Here is a 13,770-nt window from a genome sequence, read left to right as displayed (position 1 = left end):
GATAAGGAGCGCGCCATCATGAAAAAGATCGAAGTCATCACTCGTCCCTACAAGCTCGACGAAATCAAGGAAAAGCTGACCGGACTTGGCATCAAGGGCATGACCGTGTCGGAAGTGAAGGGCTTCGGCCGCCAGCGCGGCCACACCGAAGTCTACCGCGGTGCCGAGTACCAGGTTGATTTCGTGCCCAAGGTCAAAATGGAGCTGGTGGTCGAGGACGGCCTGGCCGTCGAGGTCATCAAGGCCATCCAGGCCGCGGCCCAGACCGGCGAAGTCGGCGACGGCAAGATCTTCGTCTCCACCATCGACGAGGTCATCCGTATCCGCACCGGCGAGACCGGCAACGCCGCCATCTAGGCAGTTTGCTGGCAACCCTTCGGGGAAAATGACAAAATAGCCGACCGGGAAGGGGGAACGCCTCCTTCCCGGTCGTTTTATTGATGGGGAGCCTGCCATGCCGTCCGCACCCGACGCGCCGGTCAGCGCCGTCATGCTCGACGAGGGCAAGACCCTGCTGGCCGACGCCCTGGCCGCCGGCCAGTTGGACGTGGCCTACGTCGCCGCCCTGTCCGACGTCTACGACCGCTATTTTCGCCAGCGCCTGCAAGAGTGGGCCGAGGTCAACGCTTCGCAAGCCGACGGCTTCGCTCTGGCCGCTGTGGGCGGCTATGGCCGGCGCGAACTGTGTCCGGCCTCGGACATCGACGTGTTGTTGCTCTTCCCGTCCGAGCCGCCGGACTGGGCCTCGGAACTGGCCCGGTTTCTCTTTTTCCCGCTCTGGGATCGGGGTGTGGAGCTCGGCCACGGGGTGCGCGCCGTTTCCGGCTGTCTGGAGCTGGCCGGCTGCGACCCCAAGGTGCTGGCGTCGCTTGTTGACCTGCGCTTTCTGGCCGGGGAGGCCGCCATCGTCGTGGACCTGACGGCCCGCCTGGAGGCCGGCAGCTTTCCGGCCCATGCCGCTGGCTTCGCCGAGTGGCTGGAGAAGGGCAACAAGGAGCGCGGCCGGACCTATGGCGATGCCGGCGGGATGCTCGAACCTGATCTCAAAAACGGTCTGGGCGGTTTGCGCGACTGGCAGCAAGTCCGCTGGCTCATGCGCCTGGACCCGGGCCGCGAGGCCGACGCTCGCCTGCTGGCCGACGACCTGGCCGCCCTGGAAGACGACGCCCGGTTCGTCCTGACCGCCCGGATGCACCTGCACCGCCTGTGCGGCCGCAAGAACGACAAGCTCTATTTCGAATTCCAGGAACGCCTGGCCGAGGCCATGGGCTTTGGCCGCCGGGGCGACCGCCGGGCCGTGGAGCGCTTCCTGTCGCTGCTGCTGCGCCGCATGGCCGACATCAAGGCCCTGCGCCAGTCGGTCTGGCCGCTTTTGGCCGGACATTTGGGGGCCTTGGATCTGGCCGCCCCGGCCACGTCCGTGGGCGACGGCTTGCAAGACGCCCCCGAGGGCCTGCGTTTCGCCCCGGGGCTGACCGATTTCCAGGCCATGGAGCGGGCCATGCCGCTTTTTGCCGTGTGCGCCGCCCTGGGCAAGGCCCCGTCCCACGAAACCATGGGCCGGCTGCGCGGCCTGGCCGCCGAACTTGGCCGGCTGGCCGAGGTTTCGCCGCGCACCGGCCGGATGCTCTATGACAGCTTAAGCGACATCATGCCGGCCGACGTCTCCGGCGCGGCCCTGGACGCGCTGAGCGCCAGCGGCGTGCTGGAGGCCATCCTGCCCCAGTTCGCCCGGGTCAAGGACAACGTCTCCTACGACGTCTACCATGTCCATCCTGTGGGCCGGCACAGCCTGGAGGCCGTGCGCCTTTTGGCCGAGCTGCGCGTCGGGCCGGCCTGCCGGGCCAGGGAGTTGCTGGACGGCCTGCCCCGGCCGGAGCTGGCTTACTGGGGCCTGCTCCTGCACGACATGGGCAAGGGCCTGGGCGGGGCCCACGCCGAAAAGGGGGCCCAGCTGGCCGAGGACATGCTCTCGCGCCTGTCCGCCCCACCCGAGGCCCGCCACATGATCGCCGCCCTCGTGCGCGAACATCTGCTGCTGCCCGAAACCGCCACCGGCCGCGACCTGTCTGACCGCGACGTGGTGGCCCGGGCGGCCGGCCGGGTGGCCACGGTGGAAGCCCTGGACATGCTCGTGCTCATTGCCCGCTGCGACGGGCTGGCCACCGGCCCCCAGGCCTGGACCGGCTGGAAAGAGTCCCTGGTGTTTGACCTCTACGGCAAGCTGCGCGCCGCCATTGAGCAGGGCCGGCTTTTTGGGGCCGACGACGCCCGGATCATGCTGGCCGCCCGGGACAGCTTGCGCGAGGCCGCCCGGGACCGCTTCAGCCCCGAAGCCCTGGAAGCCCTGCTGTTGGCCATGCCGCCGCGCTATCTCGTCAGCCAGCCCGTGGAGACGATCCTTGGTCATCTGGACCTGCTGGCCGAACTCGACGCCGCCGAGGCCGAGGACCGGCGCATGAAGCCCGGCGACCGGGCCGGCCGCGACGTGGCCGCTCTGACCTACACGGCCCTGCCCGGCGGCGACGGTTTCACGGTCACCGTGGCCGCCCGCCAGGTGCGTGGGCTTTTTCCCACCGTCACGGGCGTGCTGGCCCTGCACGATCTGTCCATCCACGAGGCCGACGTGTTTCGCTGGGAAGACGGCGTGGTCATCCTGTCGCTGCGCACCGGCAATCCGCCCGACGTCATCTACAGCGACGAAGTTTTCGCCCGGGTGTCACGGGCCGTGCGCTACGCCCTGTGCGGCAAGCTGTTCCTGGCCTACCGTCTGGCCCAGAAGCGAGGCGGGTTTGCCCTGTCCCTGGCCGTGGCCGGCCCCAAGTCGCCGCCCGAGGTGGCCATCGACAACAAGGCTTCCGATCTCTTTACGGTCATCGACGTGTCCTGCGACGACCGGGTGGGACTTCTCTACGACATCGCCCGCACCCTGGCCGAGATGGGGCTGGAAACCCATCTGGCCAAGGTCATGACCCCAGCTGGGCGTGTGCGCGACGTCTTTTACGTGCGCGGCCCGGCAGGACGGCGGGTGGAGGACCCGGAGCAGCTGGCCGAGATCAAGGCGGCCTTGTTGCACCGTCTGGCCGACGACCCTTGCACCCTGCGCTAACGGCCGCTTGGAGCCGATATAGGGCCGCATTCGTGGGGGTTGGCCCGGCGTCCGGCCTTGACGCGGCGCGTTGAAGCGGCGATAGAGGGGTTGTGAGAGCCTGCCTGCGGCATGTTGCCGCGGGTCGAAAGGAGCCTGCATGACCGATCACGCTTCCGTATGCGTTCCGCGCATCGGCGAAACGGCCCCGGACTTCGAGGCCGAAACCACCCACGGCATCCTGCGCCTGGAAGATTTTCGGGGAAGCTGGCTGGTGTTCTTTTCGCATCCGGCGGATTTCACGCCCGTGTGCGCCTCGGAACTCATGGCCTTTGCCGGCGTGCGCGCCACCTTGCGCGACATGGGCTGCGAACTGCTCGGTCTGTCGGTGGATTCCATTTTCTCCCACATCGCCTGGGTGCGATCCCTTGAGGAGAAGTTCGGCGCGGCCATCGATTTCCCCTTGGTCGCCGACACCACCGGCGAAGTGGCCCGGCGTTACGGCATGACCATGCCGGCCGAGTCGCCCACCGAACCGGCCCGTGTGGTCTATGTCATCGACGACCGGCAATGTGTCCGGGCGTACATGGCCTACCCCATGACCACCGGACGCAACGTCGCCGAGATCGTTCGCCTTGTGGCGGCCCTGCAGGCCACCGACGCCCACGGCGTGGCCACGCCCGCCGGCTGGAAACCCGGGGACGGGGTGCTGGCTCCCCCGCCGCGAACCCAGGCCATGGCCCAGGAGAGGGCCAAAGCCGCCGGTCCGAACTGCCCGGATTGGTATTTTTGCAAGAGAGAGTTGTCATGATTTCCGACATGTACGACGCTGCTGAAGACACGCCCCAGGTCAAGCCCGACGGAACGCTCACCCAGTCCGCCAAGGACATTCTGCGGGTGTGCGAGCCGCCGGCCACGATGGAGGACATCAGCCGGGCCCTGGTGCGCCATTTTTCCCAGGTTTTGCCCATGGTGCGCGACCTCGTGAACCTGGGGCTCCTGGAAGACCAAAACGGCCGGCTGGCCGTCACGGACTACGGCCGCGAAAAGCTCGGCCGCTGATCCGGCTCCCGGTCCGCGCGCCCGGCGTCGGCAACTGCCGGACGCCGGGCGTCACAGCGGACCTGTGGCCCGGGCCGGGGGGCGGCGACGGGTTGTTCCGGTCTCGGCTTGGGTTCAAGGCCGAAAGACCGTCCGTCATTCCCGACAGGTTATGGTCCGCTTGGGGGCGGACAAGGGGCAAGCAGTACGGCATCGGTTCCAAGCGCCGGGCTTGGCTCTTTACGCTCGCCCCGGGCGGCATTATGGTCTTTCCGGGAGCCGGACGGCCGGGGACGTTGTCCCGGTCTGGCGGCGGCCCGGGAGGTCGCCGTGTCTGCTGATTCCGCCCTGCTCCCCGACGCTTCGACGTCGGACGCGCCTGTCTGCGCCCGGTGCGCCGCCGCCGGCCCGACCTGCTGTTCGCTGACCCCGGGCTTGGAGGAAGTGTGTTTCCCCGTGTCCGAGATGGAGCGAGCCCGCATTGTCGAGGCTGACGGCTTGGCCGTGGGCGGCTTTGTCCACCAGGCCAACACCGAAGCCTTTCTGGCCCAGATGGGGCGGCTTTTTCCCCGCGACCGCAAGATTCTTCCCCGCCTCTTCCCCCCCGGCGGCGACCATCTGCGCCTGGCCGTTGACCCGAAGGGCAATTGCGTGTTCTTGCGGGCCGATGGATGTCGCTTGCCAAGGGATGCGCGTCCGTATTATTGCCGCTTGTTTCCGTTTTGGCTAAACGGCGGGGCCGTCACGGCCTTTGCCGCGCCGGGCTGTCTGGTCCACCGCCAAGGGCGGACCGTGTCCCGGATGCTGGCCCTGCTCGAATATGGCGAGGCCGGCGTGCGCGAACTGCACGGCCGCCTGCGTCTGGCCTGGGGGCTGCCGCCCAAGGAAGGCATGCCCTTCGTCACTCCCTCCCCTGCGAGATACCGTCCGTGAAAAAGTTGCTCATCCTTCTGGCGATCCTGGTGTTCGTGGGCCTCGTTTTCGGCATTGCCGGCGGCGTGGGCCTCTACTACTGGGCGTCCAACGACCTGCCGAGCTTTCGCAAGATCACCGACTACCGCCCGCCGCTGGTCACCACCATCTACACCCGCGACAACAAGGTGCTCGGCTATCTCTATTCCGAGAAGCGCTTCCTGGTGACGCTTTCCGAAATGCCGGACTTTTTGCCCAAGGCCTTCCTGGCCGCCGAGGACGCCACCTTCTACCAGCACGAAGGCGTCGATCCCACGGCCATCCTGCGGGCCATGGTCAAAAACCTCCAGCAGGGCGGCCGCAAGCAGGGCGGCTCCACCATCACCCAGCAGATCATCAAGCGTCTGCTTTTGTCCTCGGAAAAAAGCTACCAGCGCAAGGTCAAGGAAGCCATCCTGGCCTACCGCTTGGAAAAATACCTGACCAAGGACGAAATCCTCACCATCTATTTAAACCAGATCTACCTGGGCTCCCGGGCGTATGGCGTGGAAGCGGCGGCAAGGACCTATTTCGGCGTCCACGTGGCCGATCTGACCATCGCCCAGGCCGCGCTCCTGGCCGGCCTGCCCCAGGCCCCCAGCCGCTATTCTCCGTTTCGTGACTTCGAATCGGCCAAGGCCCGCCAGAAATACGTCCTTGGCCGGATGCTTGCCCAGAACTGGATCAGCCAGGCCCAGCACGACGCCGCCGTGGCCGAGCCGCTGGTCTTTAAAAGCATGCCCGACCCGTCCTGGGAGGTGGCCCCGTTCTACCTCGAAGAGGTGCGCCGGGAACTCATCGATCGCTTCGGCGAAGACCAAGTCTATAACGGCGGCTTGCACGTCCATACCGCCGTGGACCTCAAACACCAGGAAGCGGCCGAGCGGGCCCTGCGCGAAGGCCTTGTCGCTTCGGAAAAACGGCGCGGCTTCAAGCCCAGCCTGGAAAAGCTCGACAAGGACAAATACGAGGAATTCTACGAGCGCTCGGGCGTGCCCGAAGCCCTGCTGCAACCGGGGCGCTGGCTCAAGGCCCTGGTGCAGGAAGTGGTGCCGGCTGGTGCTGTGGTGCGCTTTGGCGACAAGTACGGCCTCATCCCCGCCGAGGACATGAGCTGGGCCAAGGGCAAGGTGGAGCCGGGCGATCTGGTCTGGGCCTCGGTCACGGCCCTGCCCGACAAGGCCGGCCCGGACAAGGCCGCCCCGGCCGCCAAGCCGGCCCCGGCCAAGCCCGGCGAGGCCAAACCGGCCGAGGCCGCCGCCAAAAAGCCCAAGCCCGGCGAAAACCCGCCCCCGGCCGCGCCGGCCAAGGCCGCACGCCCCATGTGGAAGCTGGCCATGCAACTGGAGCCGCGCATCGAAGGGGCCATCGTGTCCATGGAGCCACGCACCGGCGATGTCGTGGCTTGCGTGGGCGGCTTTTCCTTCGAAAAAAGCCAGTTCAACCGGGCCACCCAGTCCTTCCGCCAGCCCGGTTCGTCGTTTAAGCCCATCGTCTACTCCGTGGCCATGGACAACGGCATGACCCCGGCCACCGTGGTCATGGACGGCCCCTTCACCTACGTCGATCCCTGGAGCAAGCAGACCTGGAGCCCGGGAAACTACGAAGGCGACTACGGCGGCCCCATGACCATCCGTTCGGCCCTGGCCAAGTCCAAAAACCTCGTCACCGTACGGGTGGCCCAGCAGGTAGGCATGAAAAAGATCGTGGAGCGCGCCCAGGAACTGGGGCTTCGCGGCGATTTCGGCCCGTTTTTGCCGGTCAGCCTCGGGGCCGTGGCCGTCAATCTCCTGGACATGGTCAAGGCCTACTCGGCTTTTGCCCGGGACGGCTCCACCATCACCCCGCGCTTCATCCTCGACGTCAAAAGCCCCTGGGGCGAGGAAGTCTGGGTCAACAAGCCCGAGGTCAAACAGGTCATGTCGCCCCAGACCGCCTACGTCATGGACTGCCTGCTCAAGGAAGTCGTGCGGGCCGGCACGGCCACGGCGGCCAAGGTCCTGGGCCGTCCCCTGGCCGGAAAGACCGGCACCACCAACGATTTCCAGGACGCCTGGTTCATGGGCTTTTCGCCCTATCTGCTCACCGGCTGCTACATCGGCTTCGACCAGCCCAAATCCATGGGCAAGGGCGAAACCGGCGGCCGGGCCTCGCTGCCCATCTGGCTCTCCTACCGCAAGGCCGTGGAAGACGACTACCCGCCCGAAGACTTCTCGCGTCCGCCCGGCGTCATCATGGGCACCGTGGACGGCGTGCCCATGGCCTTCAAGGAAGGCACCGAAAAGGGCGTGGCCAGCATCATGGACGAAGAACAGGAAAAAGCCTTCTTCACCGACCCCAACGCGCCGCTCGGCAAGGGCGAGGATTTGTTGAAGCAGATGTTTTAGGGGAGACAGGAAGAGGCCTCCGGCGGCTGGGGGCCTGAGGCCCCCAGACCCCCCGACTGCAGAAAAGTGTAAAGGGGAGGGCGGCGGGGGCCGGGCCTTGGTTGGGAGGCGAAGAAATCGTTGGTTGTTTGGTGGGATACACGAGGCTTTGAAAGCCGGGCAGAGGATCCCGCCACACCCTGCGCATGGGGAGAGGGGGCCGGGCTGTCTTGTGGGGATGCGCGCGAAATAGCCGGTCAATCTGGAAATTCGGGCGGTTAGAGCGGGTTGGTTTGGGTGAGTAACGTGCTTAAATTATTGTTCATTAAAGCGCGAAAAAGCGAGGCTGCCTTGACGCGGCCCAGGCTTTGGACTAGCTGTCAGGTTCGGGCAGTCGTCGGGCCTCCCTAGCCGGAGGCCGCCGCGTCGCCAGCCATCGTCCGGACGCCGCGCGTCCGGTAAACCGCGCCCGCGCTGTCGGGCCCCAGGCCGGCCGCCGATGCCGGCAAGCCAGTATGCCGCAAAGTCTTTTCTCCGAACTTTCGCTCATCTACGTCTCGTTCTCCGTGCTCGCCCTCTATGCCCCGGCCGTGCTCGGCGCGTTGGCCCTGGCCTTTTTCCTCTACCGCCGCCACAGCCGGCTGGAGCGTCGTCAGCAAAAACACGCCCGCCTCCGGCGCGACATCGCCCAGCGCGGCCAGGCCCGGCGCAAGCGCCTGCTCCTGGCCAGCCAGCGCGGCAACATCCGCGAACTCGCCCGCCTCGTCCACGGACAGCTCAAAACCCGTGAGCGCGAACTCACCCCCTACCAGGCCCAGCGCACCTCGGCCTTTATCGAGCGGGCCGTGGTCACCGTGGACTTCGACCGCCTCTACGCCCTGCACGTCATTTTCGACAGCAACGACGCCAAACAGGTTTCCCCGGCTGTGGAAACCTTTTTCGAGCATACGAGGTAACCATGCCCCTGCCGGAAAACATCGCCCGGTTCGTCGCCCGGCTGATCAACACCATGAAGACCGAGTCCGCCGACTGGCAGATGGCCCATCAGGCCGATCTGGACAAGCTGCGCGAGGAAAAGCTCGTGGCCGAGCAGGAGCTGAAGCAACGCCTGGAGCTTATGGAGATACGCTTCAAGGAGGAGTGCAAACGGGCCAGGCTCGAAGAGGAGCGGCAAACCGAGAACTTCACGGAATTTTTGGCCAGCATCGACGATATGAAGGCCAACATGCTCGAATACTACGGCGCCATGCCCAAGCCCATGGCGCTGATGATCCACCACCACGCCGCCGAGCTTCTCAAAGACGCCTGGCACAATCCCGACGCCCGGGAACGCCTGCGCAACCAGTCGCGTTTCACGAACCTCATGCTGGCCGTCACCGAAGATCTGACCGACCTTTCCCGCGACGGCGCCCAGCCCAAGGCCCTGCCCGAAAAGACCATCGCCTTCATGCAAAACAAGATCGAATAGCCGGCGGCGTGGCGGCCGTTACTTGGGCCGTTCCCCCTGTCTGGCCTCGGTGACGCAGTAAAGGCCCTGGCCCGAGCGGGCCGGGGCGAAGCAGAGATTGTCGCCCACGCAGGACGCCGGAGCAGTGTCGCCGGCCTGCCAGCGGGCGATAAGCCCGGGTTCGCGGATAAACGGCCGGGACATGGCCACCAGCTCGGCGTCGCCCGAGGCGATGATGTCCTCGCACGTGCCCAGGCTGCGAAGCCCCCCGACCAGGATCACCGGCATGGTCACCCCGGCCGCTTTGACGGTCCGGGCCGTGTCGCGGTACCAGGCTTCGCCGTCCGGGATGGCGATGCGGCCCGGGCGCGAGAAATTGAGCCGCCCGGATTCGAACACCCCGCCCGAGAGTTCCACCGCGTCGAGCCCCGCCGCTTCCAGCCAGCTCACGACCTGGACGCACTCGGCCGAAGTGAAGCCCCCGGCGATGAAATCGTCGCTGTTGATCTTGGCCAGCACCGGATACTCCCGGCCGATGCGGCCCCGGATGGCGCCGAGCACTTCCAGCAGCAGTCTGGCCCGATTTTGCAACGAGCCGCCATACGCGCCAGTGCGGCGGTTGGTGCGCGGCGAGAGGAATTGGCTCAGGCCATAGCCGTGGGCGGCATGAATCTGCACGCCGTCGGCCCCGGCATCGCGGCAAAGGGCCGCCGCCGTGCCAAAGGCGGCTTCCAGCCGGGCCAGATCCTCGGCTTCCATGGCTTGGCCTGCCGTATCATCCTCGGGAACCGACGGCCCAAGCGGCGCTTGACCGGTCACCTCCGGGTCGGCCCGCAGCCCGGCGTGGGCCAGCTGCACCACAAACCGGCCGCCGTAGGCATGGACGATGCGGGCCAGCCGGGCGATGCCGGCCTCCATGTCCGGGCTGTGCGCGCCAAGTTGGGAAGCCCGGGCCTGGCCGCGTTTTTCCACATAGGCGTGGCTGGAGACGACCAGCCCCACCTCGCCCTTGGCCAGGGTCTTGAGCAGCGCTTCCAGCCGGTCCGAGGCCGAGCCGTCGGGGTTGGCCATCCCTTCCCCTGTGGCCGAACGCACGAAGCGGTTTTTAAGCCGCATCCCGTTGATGGCGATGGGCGAAAAGACCTTCATGGAGCCTAGGCCGCCTCGAAGCGGTCAATGAACCGCTCCAGGTCATTGGGATCGCCGTCCCGATAGTCTTCGGGGTAGAGCAGGGCGCTCATGAAAAACGGGCTTTCCAACTGCAGGGCCAAGGCCGCCCGGCGGGCGAAATCCTCAAGCCCCGAGAGCAGCGCGCCCGATCCGTCAACGGCGTTGCCTTTCAGGACCTCGTCGGCTTCGTCAGGCAGCCCTTCGAGCACCAGACATTTTTCCGTCATCAGGCGAAGGTACCCGGCCTTGTCCCCGGCCTCGTGGAGCAGTCGGCCGGCCTCGGCCTCGATCTCGCGGATGCGTCCCGCCGCTTCCCGAACCACGCCCAGGGCGGCGGCCGGCGCTTTACGCTTGGTCATTGTTCCTCGTTCCTCCAAAGCCTTGGACGGGCAAACCACTTCCCGTCGTGAACATAGTATGTACAATCCGGCCGGCCAAGGCAATCGCTTCCCTTGTAAGACGCACTGCTTTTCCGGCCGGCCCCTTGACGCGGACAGGGGGAAACGGTAGTCATATTGTGAAAAATAAGACAAGTTTATGACGAATACCATGCCCCCGGATCAGGGGATTCCGCCGCTGCCCGAAGCAAACGCCAGCGCCCACGCCCTGGACGGCGTGCCGCGCTCGGCGCTCTCGCGCCTGTGTTTCGACGCCGGCGATTACGAACTGCTGCGCATCGTCAACGACGTGCTGGCCCGGCGCGGCTCATCAAGCATGAAACGCCTGCTTGCGCCGTATCTGCATCCCCACGGCATCAAGGAAATGGCCGCGCCCAAGGGGCTGCGCATCGCCTACGCCGTCATCCACCTGCTCGGGTCCCTGGAAGCCGGCATGGCCGGCGACCGGCTGACCGCCTTGCGGTCGCTGCGTGACGAGGTCATGGCCGCGGCCGAATCAGGGCTGGAGAAAAACACTGCCCGGGTGCTGCTGCAGATCATGAAGGAGCTGGTGCGCTCCCGGGACACCCCGCGCCGCCAGCTGGAGCTGGCCCACGATTTCCGCAGTGCCGTGTCCGGCCGGCCACGTGTGGTGCGAAAGCTCCTGGCCGAGTACCATCTCCTGGAAATGCCCGAGGAGTGGAACCAGATCGCCTTTGACGACCACGTCCACGACGCCAACACCAAGGGCCGCAAATCACCCACCCATCTCATCATGGACGCCTGGATCAAGGGCATCCGGCGGCTCACCGTCATCCACTACCATTTCGTGCGCCCGGAGACCGCCGCCGAGCTGCTGGAAGCCGCCGCCATCATGGATATGCGCGTGGACATCGGCATCGAATGCTTGGCCCGCCATCGCGGCGGCCACGTCAAGCTCGTCTGGTCCCCGCGCGGTTTTACTCGGCCCGAGGATTTCGCCGCGTTTCTCAAAAAGCCCGGGGTGCGCGAATTCATGCGTGAGGGCTTCGAACTGTCGCTTCGGGAGCAGCGCCATGTCCTGGCCGTGCTGGCCGCCTTCAACGCCCGCCACCGCCAAACCATCCGCGACCGCTACGGCCTCGACCTGCCGCCCCTTGATCACGAAGAGTTCCTGGCCTTCGTGGGCTCGGGCCAGGCCAGCCTGCTCCATCTGGCCCGGTTCATCCGCGACGCCCTGGCCCCGCTGCTTGACGCTCGGGCCGGCGATACCCTGGACGCGGCGGCCGCTGGCAACGCCTGTCCGCTTTTGGCCGAACGCGACAGCCTGGACGTGGAGTCGCTCTTGGACGACTACCTGTCCCCGGCCGCCAACCCGGACATCGTCCCGCCCGAGGCCCCCCAAGACGGCGAGGCCTTGCCCGAACGCCTGACCGTGGACGTGGCCGAGCTGGCCCGCCGCATACACACCCTGCATGTCGGCAACAGCCTGGCCCTGTGCACGGCCGAAATGCCCTTTGCCGACGTGCTGCTGGCCCTTTTCGCCTGTCGCGGCGACATCACCGGCTGCGACGCCTTCAATCTGCGCGTCTTCGAAACCGGCGGCGGCGACGGCGGCGACGCCCTGGCCCTTATTTCCATTGTCAACGCCGGCAACGTGGTGGCCTTAAAGCGCCTCATAAACCGCACCGCCGATACGGCCGAAGCCGACGGCGACGCCGAAACCGCCGCCAGCCTGCGCGATTTGCGCCGCGACGTGGCCGCCATCGCCGCCGCCTACCGTGCCCGGCCGCTTTCGGCCCGCATTGGCACCGACTCCACCGGCCAGTCCACCCGCTGCCACGGCATGGGGCTGGTGGTGGCCGACACCCTGCCGGCCCGGACCCGCAAGCGGCTGGCCCGCCGCGAAAAACGCCCCGGGACGAGTCTGCGCCGGGCCATCCCCGTGGGTGTGGCTGTCTCGCCCCGGGTGAGCACGCTGCCCGACGAATTCTCAAGCGACCTCTCGGCCCGGTTCTTCCGGTTCCTGCGAGGTCTGCCCGGTCTGCGGCTGGCCGGCTACCGCTACGTGCTGGAGTGGGTGGGCAAGCGCTATTTCAAGGCCACGCCGCAAACCGCCAACATCCACACCCTGGGTGGCATCCAGCAAAAAGCCAGCCAGCGCTGGCTGGCCCGGGCCGAGGCCTTGCGCCGGCCCTTGGGGCTGTCCTGGCGGTATCTGAGCAACACCATCAAGAACGTGCTGAAAATCGGCCTGGGCTTTGCCGTGGCCGCCGCTTCGTTTGCCAGCATCAACTCCTGGTGGGTCCTGGCCTGGATGGGGCCTTTCATCTGGTTTGGCATCACGGGCGTGCGCAACGTCATCCAGGCGGTGCTCGGCTGCGGCGGCCTGCGCCGCTCGCCGCTTTTAACCTGGAAAGACTACGTGAGCTTCGACCGCTTGGCCGATTCGCTCATGTTCACGGGCTTTTCCGTGCCGCTTTTGGATATCGTGGTGCGCACGCTGCTCCTGGGGCAGGGCTTTGGCGTCACCACCTCCAGCGCGCCGCTTGTGCTTTTTGCTTGCATGGCCGTGGCCAACGGCCTGTATCTGGCCAGCCACAACCTGCTGCGCGGGCTGCCCAAGTCGGCGGCCGTGGGCAACCTCTTCCGGTCCGTGCTGTCCATCCCTCTGGCCTATGGCCTCAACCAAGGCCTGGCCTGGCTGCTCATCCAGGGCGGCCTGCCCGATCCCGAGCCGGCGCTTGAGCCCTTTGCCGCCATCGTCTCCAAATTCGCCTCGGACTGCGTGGCCGCCGGCATCGAAGGCCTGGCCGACCGCTCGAAATACGTGCGCATGCGCCTTCGCGACTACCGCGAAAAATTCAAGCAGCTCTACGACACCTATTCGTTGCTGGAGCTGCTCTATCCCAGCGACGACGTGGCCAAACTCCTGGAGACGCCCAAGGAGTTCATCAATTCCATCGGCTCCCAGAAGGGTGATCTGGACAAGATCGTCATCGTCAACGCCTTGGATTTTCTCTATTTCTGGATGTATCAGCCCCGCGCCCGCACAGTGCTCTCCCGGGCCATGCGCTCCATGTCGGCCGAAGAGCGGCGCATGTTTCTGCTGTCCCAGTACGTGCTGCTGCGCGAACGCGAGATCAGCCGGCTTTTCATCGAAGGGCTGGTCGGGCGCAAGTTCGCCCCGGCCCTGTCGTTTTATTTGAGCCACGCCCGGCGCTACCTCGACGATCTCCAGGAACTCGCCCACCGCCACCCGCCTGCCGAGGCGCTGACCCTGGAGAACGCGCTGCTGGGACGAGACGTCCGGCTGGGGGGGCTGTAGGGGTGGTGGAGAGAAAAGGGGGG

Annotated in this window: 11 protein-coding genes; 9 read left to right on the top strand and 2 right to left on the bottom strand. The window is 66.5% G+C overall.

Annotated elements, in window-relative coordinates:
• Positions 1–18: 18 nt before the first annotated feature.
• The 8 genes from DMR_RS16495 (at position 19) to DMR_RS16460 (ending at position 8,914) form a co-directional block, all read left to right on the top strand.
• The gene (locus DMR_RS16495) at positions 19–357 is read left to right on the top strand and encodes a P-II family nitrogen regulator (protein ID WP_015862124.1); all 339 of its coding nucleotides are present in this window, start codon (positions 19–21) and stop codon (positions 355–357) included.
• A gap of 97 nt (positions 358–454) precedes the next feature.
• A complete protein-coding gene (locus DMR_RS16490; protein ID WP_015862123.1) occupies positions 455–3,109 on the top strand; it encodes an HD domain-containing protein in 2,655 nt (884 codons plus the stop codon).
• Positions 3,110–3,248: 139 nt separating this feature from the next.
• Positions 3,249–3,899: a peroxiredoxin gene (locus tag DMR_RS16485; protein ID WP_015862122.1), complete on the top strand. Its 651-nt coding sequence runs from the start codon at positions 3,249–3,251 to the stop codon at positions 3,897–3,899.
• Complete coding sequence (locus DMR_RS16480) at positions 3,896–4,150, top strand: hypothetical protein (RefSeq protein WP_006921326.1); 255 nt, start codon at positions 3,896–3,898, stop codon at positions 4,148–4,150. The genes DMR_RS16485 and DMR_RS16480 overlap by 4 nt, the downstream gene beginning before the upstream one ends.
• Before the next feature lie 309 nt (positions 4,151–4,459).
• A complete protein-coding gene (locus DMR_RS16475; RefSeq protein WP_015862121.1) occupies positions 4,460–5,062 on the top strand; it encodes a hypothetical protein in 603 nt (200 codons plus the stop codon).
• A complete protein-coding gene (locus DMR_RS16470; RefSeq protein ID WP_015862120.1) occupies positions 5,059–7,467 on the top strand; it encodes a penicillin-binding protein 1A in 2,409 nt (802 codons plus the stop codon). Before DMR_RS16475 ends, DMR_RS16470 begins: the two co-directional genes overlap by 4 nt.
• 494 nt (positions 7,468–7,961) lie before the next feature.
• Positions 7,962–8,402 (top strand): hypothetical protein, encoded by a 441-nt coding sequence (locus DMR_RS16465; RefSeq protein ID WP_015862119.1) that lies wholly within the window; start codon positions 7,962–7,964, stop codon positions 8,400–8,402.
• Positions 8,403–8,404: 2 nt separating this feature from the next.
• Positions 8,405–8,914, top strand: a complete 510-nt coding sequence (locus DMR_RS16460) for a hypothetical protein (protein ID WP_015862118.1) — start codon at positions 8,405–8,407, stop codon at positions 8,912–8,914.
• Positions 8,915–8,932: 18 nt separating this feature from the next.
• Here DMR_RS16460 and DMR_RS16455 read toward each other — a convergent pair whose 3' ends face one another.
• Positions 8,933–10,042: an NADH:flavin oxidoreductase gene (locus tag DMR_RS16455; protein WP_015862117.1), complete on the bottom strand. Its 1,110-nt coding sequence runs from the start codon at positions 10,040–10,042 to the stop codon at positions 8,933–8,935.
• Between the two features lie 5 nt (positions 10,043–10,047).
• On the bottom strand, positions 10,048–10,422 hold the full coding sequence (locus DMR_RS16450; protein WP_043600942.1) for a hypothetical protein: 375 nt from the start codon (positions 10,420–10,422) through the stop codon (positions 10,048–10,050).
• Between the two features lie 178 nt (positions 10,423–10,600).
• Between DMR_RS16450 and DMR_RS16445 the strand changes: the two genes are divergently transcribed.
• Entirely contained in the window at positions 10,601–13,747 is a 3,147-nt protein-coding gene (locus tag DMR_RS16445) for a hypothetical protein (protein WP_015862115.1), read from the top strand.
• Positions 13,748–13,770: the final 23 nt, after the last annotated feature.

The organism is Solidesulfovibrio magneticus RS-1 (assembly GCF_000010665.1).
GTDB classification, from domain to species: Bacteria; Desulfobacterota; Desulfovibrionia; order Desulfovibrionales; family Desulfovibrionaceae; genus Solidesulfovibrio; species Solidesulfovibrio magneticus.
This window is presented reverse-complemented; position numbering and strand designations above follow the sequence as displayed.